The 15,711-nt window shown below is 68.8% G+C and carries 13 protein-coding genes; 8 read left to right on the forward strand and 5 right to left on the reverse strand.

Annotated features, from left to right (window positions below):
* The first annotated feature begins 29 nt into the window (after nt 1–29).
* A complete protein-coding gene (locus ACWF4Z_RS02760; RefSeq protein WP_452241183.1) occupies nt 30–1,169 on the forward strand; it encodes a hypothetical protein in 1,140 nt (379 codons plus the stop codon).
* 11 nt (nt 1,170–1,180) lie between these two features.
* On the opposite strand, the gene sepH is transcribed toward ACWF4Z_RS02760, so the two are convergent.
* Both sepH and pepN read right to left on the reverse strand, forming a co-directional pair.
* The gene (gene sepH / locus ACWF4Z_RS02765) at nt 1,181–2,446 is read right to left on the reverse strand and encodes a septation protein SepH (RefSeq protein WP_452241184.1); all 1,266 of its coding nucleotides are present in this window, start codon (nt 2,444–2,446) and stop codon (nt 1,181–1,183) included.
* 188 nt (nt 2,447–2,634) lie between these two features.
* The gene (pepN, locus tag ACWF4Z_RS02770; RefSeq protein WP_452241185.1) at nt 2,635–5,085 is read right to left on the reverse strand and encodes an aminopeptidase N; all 2,451 of its coding nucleotides are present in this window, start codon (nt 5,083–5,085) and stop codon (nt 2,635–2,637) included.
* Nucleotides 5,086–5,119: 34 nt separating this feature from the next.
* Here pepN and ACWF4Z_RS02775 point away from each other — a divergent pair, with 34 nt between their 5' ends.
* The 3 genes from ACWF4Z_RS02775 (at nt 5,120) to ACWF4Z_RS02785 (ending at nt 7,549) form a co-directional block, all read left to right on the forward strand.
* Nucleotides 5,120–6,064 (forward strand): aldo/keto reductase, encoded by a 945-nt coding sequence (locus tag ACWF4Z_RS02775; protein ID WP_452241186.1) that lies wholly within the window; start codon nt 5,120–5,122, stop codon nt 6,062–6,064.
* Nucleotides 6,061–6,822 carry a YaaA family protein gene (locus ACWF4Z_RS02780; RefSeq protein ID WP_452241187.1) on the forward strand — a complete coding sequence of 254 codons (762 nt, stop codon included), beginning with the start codon at nt 6,061–6,063 and terminating at the stop codon, nt 6,820–6,822. The genes ACWF4Z_RS02775 and ACWF4Z_RS02780 overlap by 4 nt, the downstream gene beginning before the upstream one ends.
* A gap of 97 nt (nt 6,823–6,919) precedes the next feature.
* Nucleotides 6,920–7,549 (forward strand): GmrSD restriction endonuclease domain-containing protein, encoded by a 630-nt coding sequence (locus tag ACWF4Z_RS02785; protein WP_452241188.1) that lies wholly within the window; start codon nt 6,920–6,922, stop codon nt 7,547–7,549.
* On the opposite strand, the gene ACWF4Z_RS02790 is transcribed toward ACWF4Z_RS02785, so the two are convergent.
* Nucleotides 7,550–8,497: a LuxR C-terminal-related transcriptional regulator gene (locus ACWF4Z_RS02790; RefSeq protein WP_452241189.1), complete on the reverse strand. Its 948-nt coding sequence runs from the start codon at nt 8,495–8,497 to the stop codon at nt 7,550–7,552.
* 271 nt (nt 8,498–8,768) lie between these two features.
* Here ACWF4Z_RS02790 and ACWF4Z_RS02795 point away from each other — a divergent pair, with 271 nt between their 5' ends.
* A complete protein-coding gene (locus ACWF4Z_RS02795; protein WP_452241190.1) occupies nt 8,769–10,184 on the forward strand; it encodes an APC family permease in 1,416 nt (471 codons plus the stop codon).
* On the opposite strand, the gene ACWF4Z_RS02800 is transcribed toward ACWF4Z_RS02795, so the two are convergent.
* On the reverse strand, nt 10,126–11,325 hold the full coding sequence (locus ACWF4Z_RS02800) for a Cmx/CmrA family chloramphenicol efflux MFS transporter (RefSeq protein ID WP_452241191.1): 1,200 nt from the start codon (nt 11,323–11,325) through the stop codon (nt 10,126–10,128). The two genes, ACWF4Z_RS02795 and ACWF4Z_RS02800, sit on opposite strands and share 59 nt — an antisense overlap.
* 108 nt (nt 11,326–11,433) lie before the next feature.
* Here ACWF4Z_RS02800 and ACWF4Z_RS02805 point away from each other — a divergent pair, with 108 nt between their 5' ends.
* Nucleotides 11,434–12,057: a rhomboid family intramembrane serine protease gene (locus tag ACWF4Z_RS02805; RefSeq protein WP_452241192.1), complete on the forward strand. Its 624-nt coding sequence runs from the start codon at nt 11,434–11,436 to the stop codon at nt 12,055–12,057.
* Here ACWF4Z_RS02805 and ACWF4Z_RS02810 read toward each other — a convergent pair.
* Nucleotides 12,050–13,030, reverse strand: a complete 981-nt coding sequence (locus ACWF4Z_RS02810; RefSeq protein WP_452241193.1) for a threonine/serine dehydratase — start codon at nt 13,028–13,030, stop codon at nt 12,050–12,052. The genes ACWF4Z_RS02805 and ACWF4Z_RS02810 overlap by 8 nt on opposite strands.
* Before the next feature lie 50 nt (nt 13,031–13,080).
* Between ACWF4Z_RS02810 and ACWF4Z_RS02815 the strand changes: the two genes are divergently transcribed.
* Nucleotides 13,081–14,964 carry a propionyl-CoA synthetase gene (locus ACWF4Z_RS02815; RefSeq protein WP_452241194.1) on the forward strand — a complete coding sequence of 628 codons (1,884 nt, stop codon included), beginning with the start codon at nt 13,081–13,083 and terminating at the stop codon, nt 14,962–14,964.
* 52 nt (nt 14,965–15,016) lie between these two features.
* The gene (locus tag ACWF4Z_RS02820) at nt 15,017–15,667 is read left to right on the forward strand and encodes an SDR family oxidoreductase (protein ID WP_452241195.1); all 651 of its coding nucleotides are present in this window, start codon (nt 15,017–15,019) and stop codon (nt 15,665–15,667) included.
* The last annotated feature ends 44 nt before the right edge of the window (nt 15,668–15,711 follow it).

The following is a 15,711-nucleotide window of genomic DNA, read 5'->3' on the forward strand; positions in this document are numbered from 1 at the left end:
TAGGTACGAAACTGGACTAGAGTGGGATCGTGACGACGACTGAGGCTGAAGTGATCTCGCGGGCGCGGCAGCGGCTGTGCGAGTTCCCGGGAGTGGACTGCCCGAACCCGAAGCAGGTCGACCCCGGCAAACCGGGGCGTCCGTCGAAGTACTGCGGGCAGGAAGGCCCGACGGAGGATGGCCGACGGGTCGTTCACGACAAGGCGAGCGCCTGGGCCGCCAAGAAGCGGCAGGAGACGCCGGGCGGCATCGTCGGTGGGGGAGCGACCGATTCGTCGGACGCGCCGCGCGCGGTGGTCGGACCGGTGACGGCGGCGCGGATCACGCTGGAGCAGCAGATGCTGGGGTTGCCGCGCGAGCTCGAGCAGTTGCGGGTGTTCCTGGGCGGGATCGTCGAGTCGGTCCAGGCGTACGGCGATGCGCAGGCGGTGGCGGCCGAGGTCGAGCAGGTGCAGGCCGCGTCACGGGCCCAGCTCGCCGAGGTCGAGCGGCAGCGTGGAGACGAGGAACGACGTCGCCGGCAGGCCGAGCACCAGGTCACCGAAGCGGAAGACGCCCGCGACGAGGCCGACGCAGCAGCCCAGGATGCCGTCGCGGCCCTCGAGCTGGCGCGTGCCGAGACCACTGCGGCAACCGAGACCGCGTCACTGGCCGCGGAGGAGGCCCAGCAGGCACGCGCGGCGGCTGAATCGGCCCGCGCAGAAGCTGCCGCTGAGATTGAGCGCATCCAGCATTCCGCGGAAGCGCAGGTCCTCGAGCTGCAGTCCGCAACCGAAAAGCAGCTGCGTCAAGTCCGGAACGCCGCCGAGGAGGAGGTCCAGCAGGCACGTGCCGAGGCTGAGGCCGCTCGCCTCGCCCAGGCATCTGCCGAGGCCGACCGCAACGCCGCCCAGCAAACTGCCGAGGAGCTCCGGACCGAGGTCCGACAGGACCGCGACCAGCACCGGGCCGGCCTCGAAGCCCTACGCGATCAACACCGCACCGAGCTCGAGTCCCTCCGAGCCGAACATCGAGCCGACCGAGACCAGCTCCGCGCAGACCACCAAACCCAACTAGCCGACCTGAAACAAGCCTCCGCCGACCACATCGCAGCCCTGACCACAGCCCACCAGGCCGCCGAACAAGCCCTGTCCACCCTCAAAGAACAAAGCCAAAAACCGAAGGACTAGGGCGGCTGGTGCTAGTCGGCTTTCTTGCCGAACATGATCTCGTCCCAGCTGGGGACGCTCGCACGCTTGGATCCCCGCTTGGCCGCCTTCTTCTTCGGCTCGTCGGGAGTTGCGGCCTCGGGCTCAGCAACCGCCGCAGGTTCTTCGACGGCCGTGGGCTCAGCGGTTGACGCCTTCGCGGCCGGCTCGGGAGCGGGCTCTGCCGGCGGCGTTGGCTCCGGTGCCGACTCTGTGGGTTGTGCGGCCTGAGCGGTGCGGCGCTCGGTGAAGGGGTCGGCTGCGCGCTCCTCGGGCGGGGTGAACGGCGCGGTCTCGGCGGGCGGCTGGGTGGGGCGCTCGACCGCACGCACCGACGGCCGCAGGGCTGGTGGCTGCTCGATCGGTACGTCGATCAGGGTCGGCTCTTCATCCGGATTCGGCACCGAATGCACACGGCGCGGACCGCGCTCGGCGTCCCGACCTCCGAACGGCTCGCGGTTCGCCTCGCGCACGGGCTCGCGTGGAGTCTCTCGCGCGGCCGGGTGGTTGCGTCGCGGCAAGCTGACGGTGTCTTCGAAGCCGGCTTCGTAGCTGTCCGCACCATGGTCCGGAGCCAGCGACAGATCGATGTCCGCGACCGCGGTCAACCGCCGCTCGCCGGGCTGATGCGTGGGCTGAACCGGGGGAGCCAGCACCTGAGCCTGCTCGCCGACCAGCCAGCGGGCCTCGTCGTCGTCCGGGACCGCGTAACGACCGGGAGCGTCGTACGCGAACATGGCGACCTTCTCGTCCTTCTGCTCTGCGTCGTCGTCGCTCTCGACGAAGTAGGAGACGCGGACGGCCCATCGGCCGTCGTCGCGGCGCCAGGCGTCCCACTCGGCCGATGTGGGGTCTACCTGGCGGATACGAAGCCGCTCGGTCACCCAGGCGCCGAGGTTGCGGGTCGGTGCGTCGCCACCACCGCGACGGCGGACGGAGGCACGCTGGGCGAGGTTGGCGATGTGGTCCCGCTCGGCGAGGACCGGGCCGGCGAACGCCATCACGCGTTCCATCGGCATCTGGGCGACGGCCGCGACCGCCTCGGGACTTTCGCCGGCGCGGATACGAGCCTGGATGTCTCGTGGGCGCAGGGCGCTCTCCATTTGAATCTCCAGCTGGCCGAGTCGGGCACGGTCGCCGCGGAGGGCCGCACGCAACCGGTCGTCGACCGGAACGGCGAACTCCTCACCCGTCTCTGCCAGCGCCAGGATGAGCTGCTTGCCATCCTGGCTCAGACCGACGAGCCTCGCCTCGCGCATTGCCTTTGTTCTCCTGTGCGGTTCTAGACAGTCTCTCCCGGACGCTGGGCCTGACCAAGACCGGCGCGCCGTGCCGCCCGGTCATTGTGGAGGTTACGTCACGAAATCACATCTTGCCTGGTCACCAGGGTCCTGGTGATCACATCAGTCACACTAGTCACAACACGGTGTGATCGCGACCGAGTACGTCAGTTGCCGTACGCCGATCGCACCGCAAGTGCACGCTTCAGGTCGTCCATACCGTCTCCGACCGACCGCCGGATGCCCGCCGCGACCGACTCGTCCGCGACCAGGTCGGCGGCGCGGTCGACAACCCGCTGCTCGACCGCGAACCGCGGGAACGCACTCTTCGCGCTGGTTGCGACGACCCACCCGGTCCGCAGCTTCTCGGTGCCCGCGATCTCCGCGAAATACCGGTCGACATACGGCGCGGTGACCTCGGCCTGACTGGGGTGCCAGAACCCCTCGCAGGCCGCGTACAGCTCGTAGTTCGCGATGTCGGCGTCGGTCATGATCTGCGCCCAGGCCCGCTCCTTGGCCTCGGCCGTCGGCAACGCCGCGCGGCACCGGGTCGCATGCACGAGCCCTTCCGACGACGAGTCCCGCTCGAGCTCGGCGTCGATCTCCGCGTCGCCGACGGCACCGAGCCGCGCCAGCCGCAGGAGCACGGACCAGCGCAGGTCTGCGTCCATCGCCAACCCCTCGGGTACGCCGTCACCCGCAAGCCAGCCCTTGAGCCGATCGGCGTCGTCGCTGAACCGCGCATAGCCCCGAGCCACGGCAAGCTGGACGCTGCTCCCAGCGGTCTCCAGCCGCCTCGCAAGCACGTCCGCCAGCTGACCGCGCTGCGGCTCGTACGGCAGGTAGACGCCGAGCAGATGCGTGCTCGCCCAGTTGAGCATCGTGTCGACGGCAATGTCGCTGTCCTCGGTCGCCAGCAGCTCGAGCACGACGTCGAAGCCGAGCTGCGGATCCAGCTCCGCGTCCGCGATCGCGTCCCGGAGGCTGTTCAGCGCGACGGCCCGCGTCACGCCGTTCTCGATCTTCGGCAGCACCGACGACAGCTTGACCAGGCTCTCGATGTCGAGCCGGATCTTGGCCCAGGTGTCGTCACCGGCGTCCGGGATGATCACCTCGACCGACGGGTCGAGCGGGACCTCGACGTTGTCCCCGTCCAGCAGTACGTCGACCGTCGTACCGCGGCCGTTCGCGTCGTACCCGCCGACGGTCAGCTTGTGCGGTCGTGAAGCCGGGTAGGCGTCCGGTGCGACCCGGTGCAGGATGACGCCGGTCCGGGTGCGCTCGGCGCTGATCGTGTCGACGCCCGGCGTCCGCAGCCAGTCTTGGGCCCAGTCGTCCAGGCCGACCGCGCCGGCCTCGGTCCACTTCGCGACCAGGTCGGCGAAGGTGGCGTTGCCGAACTTGTGCGCTTCGATGTGCGCGTTGACGCCGGCCAGGAACACGTCGTCACCGAGGTAGGCCGCGAGCTGCTTGAGCACCGCCGCGCCCTTCGCGTACGAGATGCCGTCGAAGTCGTCCAGCGACGCGAGCGCGTCTTTCACCGCGTCGGCCGCGACCGGGTGCGTCGAGGACCGCTGGTCGGCCTGCAGCCCCCACCACTTGCGCATGTAGGCGAAGTCGATCCAGTTGTCGGCGTACCGGGTCGCGGCCGTCGACACCCGGTGCGCCATGTACTCGGCGAACGACTCGTTCAGCCAGAGATCGTTCCACCACTTCATCGTCACGGTGTCGCCGAACCACTGGTGCGCCATCTCGTGCACGATCGTCCGGGCCCGCTGGCTGCGCTCGCCGTCGGTCACCGCGGACCGGAACACCATCGAGTCGCGGAACGTCACACAGCCCGGGTTCTCCATGGCGCCCGCGTTGAACTCGGGCACGAACGCCTGGTGGTACTCGCCGAACGGGTACCGCACCGCGAACATCCGGTGGTACTCGTCGAAGGACTGCTTGGTGACCGTGAAGATGTCCTCGGCCTCGCGCTCGAGCGCGTCCTTCAGCGACTGCCGCGACACCACGCTGAGCGGGATGCCGTCGTGGGAGTCGGTGATCTGGTGGTACGGCCCGGCCACGACAGTGACGAAGTACGTCGACAGCGGCTGCGTCTCGGCCAGCTCCCACCGACCGGGCGAGACCTGGGTGGCGGCGCCGTTGCCCAGCACCAGCCAGTCCTCAGGTGCAGTCACCTTCAGCCGGTACGGCGCTTTGAGGTCAGGCTGGTCGAAACACGCGAAGATCCGGGGCGCGGCGTCCAGGAACGACATCGCGTAGGTGTAGGCCAGTCCATCCGCAGCGTCGACCGCGCGGTGCAGACCCTCGCCGTCGTGCGAATAGAGCATGCTCGCGACCACGGTCAGCTCGTTGTCGGGCTGCAGGTCGGTCAGCTCGAGGCGTCCGTCGTTGAGGCCCGCCACGTCGACCGCCGTACCGTTCAGGGTGACCGAGATCAGCTCGTCGGGCTTCACGTCCAGCCAGGTCGTCGGAGCCGACGCCTTGAACCTGATCGTGGTGGTGGACCCGAACGTGCGATCGCCCTGGGTGAGGTCGAGATCGACGTCGTACGACTGGACGGAGAGCGCGGCGGCCCGAGTGCGGGCGCCGGCGACGGTGAGGCTCGGCATGCCCGCCACTCTATGCGGTGACTAGTCTGAGTACATGAGTGAGATGGAGTACCGGCAGTTGGGTGACTCGGGCCTCACCGTCAGCGTGGTCGGGCTCGGGTGCAACAACTTCGGTGGGCGCATCGACGCGGCCCGGACGGACGCTGTGGTGAATGCTGCGGTGGACGCGGGGATCACGCTGTTCGACACCGCCGACGTCTACGGTGGCGAGCCCGGACGGAGCGAGGAACTGCTCGGCGAGGCGCTCGGCAGCCGCCGCGACCAGGTGGTGATCGCGACCAAGTTCGGCGGCGACATGCACGGTGTCAACGGTCCGGACTGGGGTGTCCGCGGCTCCCGCCGGTATATCCGCCGAGCGGTCGAGTCCAGCCTGCAGCGGCTCGGGACGGACTGGATCGACCTGTACCAGCTGCACTTCCCCGACCCGGTGACGCCGATCGAGGAGACCCTCGCGGCGTTGTCGGAGCTCGTTGCCGAGGGCAAGGTTCGGTACATCGGCAGCTCGCAGTTCGCGGCCTGGCAGGTGGTGGACGCGGACTGGACCGCGCGGACGAACGGTCTCGAGCACTTCATCAGCGCCCAGAACCGGTACTCCCTGCTGGACCGTGAGATCGAGGACGAGCTGGTGCCTGCCTGCGAACACCTCGGTCTCGGCATCCTGCCGTTCTTCCCGCTCGCCGCAGGTCTGCTCAGCGGCAAGTACAAGCGCGGCGCGGACGCACCCGAGGGCGCCCGCCTGGCGAGCCAGCCCGAGCGGCTGGCCCGCGCTGACTTCGACCGGATCGAGGCGCTGGAGACCTTCGCGGCCGAGCGCGATCTGAGCCTGATCGACGTCGCGATCGGCGGCCTGGCCGCACAACCCGCGGTCGCATCGGTGATCGCCGGCGCGACCAGCCCCGAGCAGATCGAGCAGAACGTCGCGGCCGGGCGCTGGGATCCGACTGCGGCGGACTTGGCGGCCCTGGACGAGCTGACGTGACCCTGATTCTGTTGCCGCCGTCCGAGGGCAAGACCGGCCGGTCGCGCGGCCGTGCCGTCGACTTCGAGACGCTGTCGTTCCCCGAGCTCAACCCCGTCCGCGAGCAGGTCCTCGAGACGCTGGCCAAGGTCTCCGCCTCGTCGGACGCGTACGACGTACTCGGTGTCGGCGCATCACTGCAGGCCGAGGTGGACCGCAACACCCGCTGGCGCACCGAACCGGCCGTACCGGTCTCAGAGCTCTACTCCGGCGTCTTGTACGACGCACTCGGCTACTCAACCCTGTCCGCCGGCAGCAAGCGCCGGGCCGGCAGCCGACTGCTCGTCGTCTCCGCCGCCTGGGGCGCACTGCGTCCTGCGGACCGCGTTCCGCCGTACCGGCTCTCGATGGGTACGACGCTGCCGGGTCATGGACCGCTGGCCTCGGTCTGGCGTGACCCACTGAACGCCGTACTCGCCGAAACCGCCGGAGTGCTGGTGGATTGCCGGTCGTCGACGTACGTCGCGGCCTGGCGCCCAACCGGTGATCAAGCGGCCAAGTGGGTCGCAGTGAACGTGGTCCGCGAACGCGACGGCGTCCGCTCGGTGGTGTCCCACAACGCCAAGCACACCCGCGGCCTGGTCGCACGGCACCTGCTGGAGTCCGGCAAGGACCCGGGTACGCCGAAGGCTCTGCACAAGCTCGTGAGTGAGCGCTGGAACGCCGAGCTGGATCGAACCGCCGGTGGTTGGACACTGACCGTGGTCGAACGCGACTGAGCGTTCACACGGGCTTTACCGGTGAGTGGTTTCCGCGGGGAAGGCTGGGGAATGCACGTCAGGGGGGGACCCCGCCCAACCCTCGGAGGCCTGACCGATGCGACGTTCGCTCCTAGCTGTCCTCACCGCCCTCGCCGCGTTCGCGGCGTTGACTCTCAACGCCGGACCGGCACTTGCATCACCACCGACCCCACCGTCGGCCAGTACGGCGGCCACCGAGCTGGCCAGCCTCACTGTGAAGGCGGAGGGCTCGACCAGCGGCTACAGCCGGGACCTGTTCCCGCACTGGATCAACCAGTCCGGGACCTGCGACACCCGTGAGCAGGTGCTCAAGCGCGACGGCACCGGCGTCACCGTCAACAGCAGCTGCCAGCCGACAGCAGGCCGCTGGTACAGCGTGTACGACTCGACCTACATCAACGAGTCCTCCGGCGTCGACATCGACCACATCGTGCCGCTCGCCGAGGCCTGGAAGTCCGGTGCGAACACGTGGAGCACCGCTCGCCGGCAAGAGTTCGCCAACAACCTCACCATCTCGCAGCTGATCGCAGTGTCGGCGTCGAGCAACCGGTCCAAGGGCGACAAGGACCCGTCCGCCTGGCAGCCGACCACGGCATCCGTGCACTGCGTCTACGCGCGCGAGTGGATCTGGGTGAAGTACACCTACGCCCTGTCGTTGCAGTCGGCCGAGAAGACGGCGCTGCAGCAGATGCTGGCGACCTGCTAGTCAGTCCTCGAGCAGATGGCGGCGCTGAGCGTGAATGCCGGCCTGGAACCGGGTCCGCGCGCCCAGCGTCTCCATCAACTCGGCCACCCGCCGCCCGACCGTCCGGCTGCTCAGTCCGAGCTGTCGCGCGATCGCGTCGTCCTTGAACCCCGCGGCGAGCAATGTCATCAGCCGCGCATCCAGCAGGTCGGTCTTGGCAGCCGGCACCACCGGCACTGCCTGATCCCACAGCAGGCTGAACATCTCGATCAGCGCGTCCAACAGCGCACACGGATGAACGACGAGCGCCGTGTCGACGAGTTGATCGACCGCCAGCGGCAGCAAGGCGACCTTCCGGTCGAAGATGGCCAGCTTCATCGGGATCTGCGGATGCACCCGCGAAGTCTCACCCGCGTCGGCCGCGCTGTACGCCTCGTCGACACCGCCAGGCACGTCGAAGGAGTCGGGGGAGTAGATCCCGCGGACAACCACCCCGTCGCCGAGCAGTCCTCGAACCCGGTTGTCCGACTCATCGACCTGCGACGCGTAGGGCGGCCGGTCCAGCACCAGAAGTTCATCGCGTGTCCCGTTGAGCAGCTGGGCGAACCGGGCCGCGATCGCATCCTGGCCGACGATCACCTCGACCAGATTCTCGGGCCGATGCTGCTCCTGAGCCCTCAACTCCGACAACAACACCCGCGCCTCGGCCCGGACCCGATCAAGCTCGGCACGTCGTACGGCGACAAGCGCATCGACGGCCACATCCGGCCGGGTCGGCAGCAACCGCGCCGGGTGATCCGAGGTGATGGTGAGCAGACCGAGAGCCGCCAGCCGGTCGACGGTCGTGGCGACCTCGCGTTCGTCGCGGTCGAGGAGCTTGGCCAGCTCGGGGACGCCGCATCCGGGCGCGCTCAGCAGGGCGCGGTACGCCTGTTCATCGGGGGCCTCGACCCCGACCGACTCCAGCATCCTTCCCCTCCCCGCGAGCCCGGATTTCGGACAGGCTATCTCGTCCCCTGGACCATCCGCGCCGGCTTTCCCGCCGGGTGGCCAGTTCTGGTCATGGCCGGGATACGTCAACCCGCGTCCGGGTGCGAATGACCTCGGGGTGGGGTATGCCTGACGTGCCGGGCGCGCGCGGATCGGACAGGGGACGCCCGGTCAAGCCTCAACGCGCGCGCCCAGCCTCGCTGGATGGGAACATGTCACGTACGTGACGCACCGAACCCAGGGAGGCACGATGAGTGAGAGTTCTGCCGCGACCGCAGCACCGGCCGGCGACCGTCCTGAACTCAAGCGGGTCATGGGCCCAGGATTGCTGCTGCTGTTCGTGGTCGGCGACATCCTCGGCACCGGTGTCTATGCGCTGACCGGCAAGGTCGCCGGTGAGGTCGGCGGCGCGGTCTGGCTGCCGTTCCTGTGCGCGTTCATCGTCGCGATGCTGACCGCGACCTCCTACCTCGAGCTCGTCACGAAGTACCCGAAGGCCGGCGGAGCCGCGGTCTACACGCACAAGGCGTTCGGGATCCACTTCCTGACCTTCCTGCTCACGTTCGCGGTCATGTGCTCAGGACTCACCTCGGCCTCGAGCGCGTCGAAGGCGTTCGCGGCGAACTTCTTCTCCGCCGCCGACATCGATCCCGGCCGCGGATCGCTGCTGATGATCACGGCCCTCGCCTTCATGACCCTGATCGCGCTGGTGAATCTGCGCGGTGTCGGCGAGAGCGTGAAGGCGAACGTCGTACTGACCTGTGTCGAGCTGAGTGGTCTGCTGATCGTGATCGGGATCGGCGCCTGGGCGCTGCTCAGCGGGGACGGCGACCCGTCCCGGCTGACGGACTTCAACGTGCCCGACGGGGAGTCGCCGTTCGGTGCGGTGACCGCGGCGACCGCACTGGCGTTCTTCGCGATGGTCGGCTTCGAGGACTCGGTGAACATGGCCGAGGAGACCAAGGACCCGGTCAAGATCTTCCCGAAGATCATGCTGATCGGCCTGAGCATCACCGGCGTCATCTACGTCCTGGTCGCGATCTCGGCGGTCACGCTGGTCTCGCCCGACGACCTCAACCAGGGCGCCACGCCGCTGCTGAAGGTCGTCCAGGCAGGCGCGCCGGGCTTCCCGCTCGAGGTGTTCGCCTGGATCACGATGTTCGCGGTCGCGAACTCCGCGCTGATCAACATGCTGATGGCCAGCCGGCTGCTGTACGGGATGTCGCACGAGAAGGTCCTGCCCGGTCCGCTCGGACGGGTGTTGCGCAGGCGGCGGACGCCGTACATCGCGATCCTCTTCACCACGCTGCTCGCGTTCGTGCTGATCGGGTACGCCGATCTCGCGGCGCTCGGTGGGACCACGGCGTTCCTGCTGTTGTGCGTGTTCGCGATCGTGAACGTCGCGGTGCTCGTGCTGCGCCGGGACCGGGTCGAGCACAAGCATTTCCGTGCGCCGACCGCGTTGCCGGTGCTTGGTGTCGTGCTGTGCCTCTACCTGGCCAGTCCGCTGTCGGGACGGGCGTCAGGCGACTACGAGATCGCGGGCTGGCTGATGCTCGTCGGGGTCGCGCTCTGGGCTGTCACCTGGCTGCTGAACAAGTACGTGTTCAAGCGGCGCGCCGACTTCGACCCGTCGCATCTTGATCCGAGTGGTCCAGTGAACTGACCGGCAGGAACGCCGCGACGAGAACCGTCGCGAGGGCCGCGAGCCCGGTGGCCACCGCGATCCAGCCGAGTGCGGCGTAGCCCGCGCCGGCGTCGATCGCGAGGCCACCGAGCCACGGCCCGACCGTGATACCGACATTGAAAGCAGAGAAGTTCGTCGCCGTCGCCAGCGTCGGCGCGTCACCGGCGAGGGTGAAGACGCGGGCGTTGAGCGCCGGGTTGCTCGCGAACCCGAACCCGCCGAGCAGCATGATCGCCGCGATCGCGACCACGGGATTGGTCGCGGCGAGCGCCAGCACCGCGGACAAGACGATCAGACCGGTGATGCCGGTGAAGAGCGTGTGGAACGGCAACGCATCCGCGGTCCGGCCGCCGAGGGTGATGCCGATGAACGAGCCGAGGCCGTAGAGCGCCAGCACCCCCGGCACCGCACCTGGCGCGAGTCCGGTCGTCTCGATCAGCAGGGGAGCGAGGTAACTGAAGACCACCAGGATCGTCGCGGTCACCAGCGCGGTCGTGCCGAACGCGAGCCAGAGTCTCGCATTGACGAGCGCCCGCAGCTCGGCGGAGAGCCGCGGGGCCTTCGCCGGATCGGGCCGACCGGCCGGCACGGTCGCGAGCACGCCCGCCATCGCCAGCACGCAGAATCCGGCCACGGTCCAGAAGGCGGACTGCCAGCCGAGTCGCTGACCCAGGACAGTGCCGAGCGGGAGGCCGACGATGGTCGCGATGGTCAGCCCGCCGGTGACGATGCTCATCGCGCGGGCCCGGCTGTCCTTGGGTACAAGGGTGACGACCGTGACCGCGGAGACGGACCAGAAGCCGGCGTACACGAAGGCGCCGATGACGCGCGTGGCCAGCAGCACGGAGTAGTTGGTGGTGAGAGCGCCCGCGACATGGGTGAGCGCGAAGATGCCGAGGAAGACCAGTAACGCTGTACGGCGTGACCAGGTCAGCGTGACCACCGCGAGCACCGGCGCGCCGACCAGCATGCCGAGCGCGAACGCCGAGATCAGCAGCCCGGCCGCGGGAATCGAGACACCCAGATCGGTGGACAGCTCCGGCATCAGGCCGGCCAGCATGAGCTCCGACGTACCTTGCGCGAAGATGCTCAACCCGAGCACATAGACAGCAACTGGCATCGTCTTCCCCCTCACCCGACGGCCACGATCAGTATCGCAGAGATCACTGTGCGCTGTCGCCGCGCCTTCCACGGGCTGAGACTTGGCGCGATACGGCATCGTTGGGGTATGAGCTCTCAGACGCCTGCCAAACGGACCGGTCGGACGGTCGACACCGCCCGGATCGGTGGTGGGTTGAAGCTGCTCGCCGCGTTCGTCGGCCTGATGTGGGTCAGCGAGATCGTGGACACCGGATTGCACGGTTCGCTCGACAAGTACGGGATCATCGCGCGTGACCCGCAGGGCCTGATCGGCATCATCACCGCGCCGTTCCTGCACCTCGGCTTCGGTCACCTGATCTCGAACACGCTGCCGCTCGTGACCCTCGGCGCGCTGATCGCGCTCAGCGGCGCGGCCCGATTGTTCGCGGTCACCGCGATCGTCACAGTGATCGGCGGGTTCGGGACCTGGCTGATCTCACCGCCGAACACGATCACGATCGGCGCCAGCGGCGTGGTCTTCGGGTACGCCGCGTACCTGGTCGCGCGCGGCCTGTTCAACCGGCGCTTCGGGCAGGTGCTGGTTGGCCTGGTCGTGATCGTGGTGTGGGGGAGTGCGCTGCTCGGCGGTCTGCTGCCGCAGGACGGGATCTCCTGGCAGGGTCACCTGTTCGGCGGGATCGCGGGCATCATTGCCGCCTGGGTCCTGTCCGACGACAAGGCTGGGCGAGGACTGATCAGACCGGTCAAGTAAGGGTCGTCGGGTCGGTGTTGGCCCCGCAGATCACGACGACCACCCGCTCGTCGCTGGCCGGTCGGTAGACCCCGGAGGACAGCGCCGCGTACGCCGTCGCCGTACCGTGCTCGACCGCGAGGTGGTAGTCGTGCCACAACTCGTTGCGAGCGGTAACGATCGCGTCCTCGTCGACGAGCAGCGACCGGATGCCGTACTCCTGGGCGGCCGCGAAGGCGAGGTCGCCGAGGCTGCGCGCGCCGAGTGAATCGGCGGCGAGGCCGCCGACCGGGACGTCGACCGGTGTGCCGGCCGCGAGCGCTTGGTGCAGGGCCTGGGTCAGCTCCGGCTCGATGCCGATGACCTGGGCCCTTGGTTGGACGCCGGGTTGGACGCCGGGTTGGACGCTGGATTGGGTGCTGGATTGGGTGCTGCCGCCGAGTGCTGTCGCGATGCCGGCGATCAGACCGCCGCCGCCGACCGCGACCAGGACGGTGTCGAACGTGCCGACCTGCTCGAGCAACTCCAGCCCGATCGTGCCCTGGCCGGCGACGATCTCGGGCTGGTCGTAGGCGTGCACCAACAGCGCGCCCGAAGTGTCCTGCGCTTCCAGGGCAGCCTGGTACGCCTCGGCGTACTCGTTGCCGACCTGGATCACCTCGGCCTCGAGCGTGCGCAACTTCGCGACCTTCTGCGTGGGCGCGTTCACCGGGACGAAGATCCGCGCGGGTACCCCGAGCTCGCGGGCCGCGTAGGCCGCTGCGAGTCCCGCGTTCCCGCCGGAGGCCGCGACGACGCCCTGCCCAGTGAGCTCGCCGCTCTCCTTCGCCGACAGCAGCCGGTTGAACGCGCCGCGTGCCTTGAACGAGCCCGTGTGCTGCAAGTGCTCGAGCTTGAACGTGAGTCCCGGTGCCACCTCGATCACCGGAGTCCGTCGTACCCGACCGGCGATCCGCTCCGCCGCCGCCCGCACCTCATCGACCCTTACCGTCATGCCCCAACCCTGCCACGATGATGACAACGGCTGGTTTTGGAGGTCACGTAATGGGTGCGTACGAGGACAGCTACCGGCGGAGCCTGGATGATCCGGACGGGTTCTGGCTCGAGGCCGCGGAGGCGATCAGCTGGACCTCGCCGCCGACACGGGCGCTCGATTCGTCGCACGCACCGCTGTACCGGTGGTTCCCGGACGGCTCGCTCAACACGTCGTACAACGCACTCGATCGGCACATCGAGGCTGGTCACGGCGATCGGGTCGCGCTGATCTACGACTCGCCGGTCACCGGCACCGTGTCGAGCTACACCTATTCAGCGTTGCGGGACGAGGTCGCACAGTTCGCCGGCGCCCTCGCGTCATTGGGGGTCGGCAAGGGCGATCGGATCATCGTGTACATGCCGATGGTCCCCGAGGCCGTGGTCGCGATGCTGGCGTGCGCACGGCTCGGCGCGATCCACTCGGTCGTGTTCGGCGGGTTCGCGCCGAAGGAGCTCGCGGCCCGGATCGACGACGCGACGCCGCGGGTGATCGTGGCAGCGTCCTGCGGGATCGAGCCGACGCGCGTGGTCGAGTACAAGCCGATCATCGACGCCGCCCTGGACGTCGCCCAGCACCAGCCCGAACACACGATCGTCCTGCAGCGCGAGGCTGCTCTGGCCAAGCTCGGCGACCGCGATCTCGACTGGGCCACGCTCGCCGCGGGGGCCAAGCCCGCCGAGCCGGTGGAGGTGGCCGCGACCGATCCGCTCTACATCCTCTACACCTCGGGCACGACCGGGAAGCCGAAGGGTGTGGTCCGCGACAACGGCGGCCACGCGGTCGCGTTGGCCTGGTCGATGCGCGCCATCTACGACATCGGGCCGGGCGATGTGTGGTGGACCGCCTCCGACGTCGGCTGGGTCGTCGGCCACTCGTACATCGTGTACGCGCCACTCCTGGTCGGCGCAACTTCCGTACTTTACGAAGGAAAGCCGGTCGGTACGCCGGATGCCGGCGCCTTCTGGCGGGTGATCTCCGAGCACGGCGCGAAGGCGCTTTTCACCGCGCCGACCGCGATCCGCGCGATCAAGAAGCTCGACCCGGCCGCCGCCGAGGTGGCGAAGTATCCGCTCGACACGTTCACGACGTTGTTCCTCGCGGGGGAGCGGACCGACCCGGAGACCTACCACTGGGCCCACGAGCATCTCGGCGTACCCGTCGTGGACCACTGGTGGCAGACCGAGACCGGCTGGTCGATCGTGGCCAACCCGCGCGGACTCGAGCCGCTGCCGACCAAGCCCGGCTCGGCGACCGTCCCGATGCCGGGCTGGGACGTGCGGATCCTCGGCGGCGACGGCCGCGCGCTGGGCCCGAACGAGGAAGGCGCGATCGCGCTCAAGCTGCCGCTGCCGCCGGGCGCGCTGCCGACGCTGTGGGGCGACGATCAGCGCTACATCGACAACTACCTCAGCCAGTACGACGGCTACTACCTGTCCGGCGACTCCGGTTACGTGGACGACGACGGCTATGTCTTCGTGATGGGCCGGACGGACGACGTGATCAACGTGGCCGGGCACCGCCTGTCAACCGGCAGCATGGAAGCCGTCCTGGCCACGCATCCTGCCGTCGCGGAGTGCGCGGTCATCGGCGTACACGACCCCCTGAAAGGCCAGCTGCCCCGAGGCCTAGTAGTACTCAAAGCCGGCGTAACCATCTCAGAAGCGACGTTACGCGAGGAGCTAGTAGCCGCTGTCCGCCGAGACATCGGCCCGGTAGCCGCCTTCCGAGACGTCTCCGTCGTGGACGGCCTCCCGAAAACCCGCTCCGGAAAGATTCTCCGCAAAACAATGCGCAACATCGCCGACGGCCGCAACGAGCCCATCCCCTCGACCATCGAGGACCCCGCCGTACTGGAAGCCCTCAGGCCCGTCCTTCGGAACGACCAGCGGTAGGTGCGGTCGGCAACGGCCTTGAGGGCCGGTGGACGTCGGTTAGGCTCGGGGTATGCGAGTGGTGATTGCGGGCGGACATGGGCAGATCGCGTTGCGGCTGACGAAGCTGTTGAGCGGTGACGGTCACGAAGTGGTCGGGCTGGTGCGGAACCCCGATCAGCTGGGTGACATCGCGGACGCCGGTGGGCAGGCCGCGGTGATCGACCTCGAGCACGACGATGCCGCGGCCGTGGCGGAGGTCCTGACCGGGGCGGACGTGGCGATCTTCTCGGCCGGCGCCGGGCCGGGCAGCGGGAACGCGCGCAAGGACACGGTCGATCGCGGAGCCGCGGCCCTGTTCGCGGACGCCGCCGAGCAAGCCGGTGTGCGCCGGCACATCCAGGTCGGCTCGATGGGCGCGGACCAGGCCGACTCGCTGACCGACGACTCGTCCTTCACGATCTACCTGAAGGCGAAGTGGGCGGCCGAGGAAGACCTGCGTGCCCGTGACCTGGACTGGACGATCCTCCGCCCCGGCAGCTTGACGAACGACCCGGGCACCGGACAGGTCAAGCTGGCCGACAAGACCGGCCGCGGCAGCATCAGCCGCGACGACGTGGCCCTGGTCCTGGCCGGCCTCTGCGACACCCCCGCCGCCATCGGCCGGACCCTGGAGCTGATCGCCGGCGACACCCCCGTCACCGACGCCCTGAAGAACCTCTGAGACTCTCCTCTTGATGTTGCTTTTGGCAACAGAATATGGCGGTT

The sequence above is a fragment of the Kribbella sp. NPDC055071 genome, assembly GCF_053608045.1.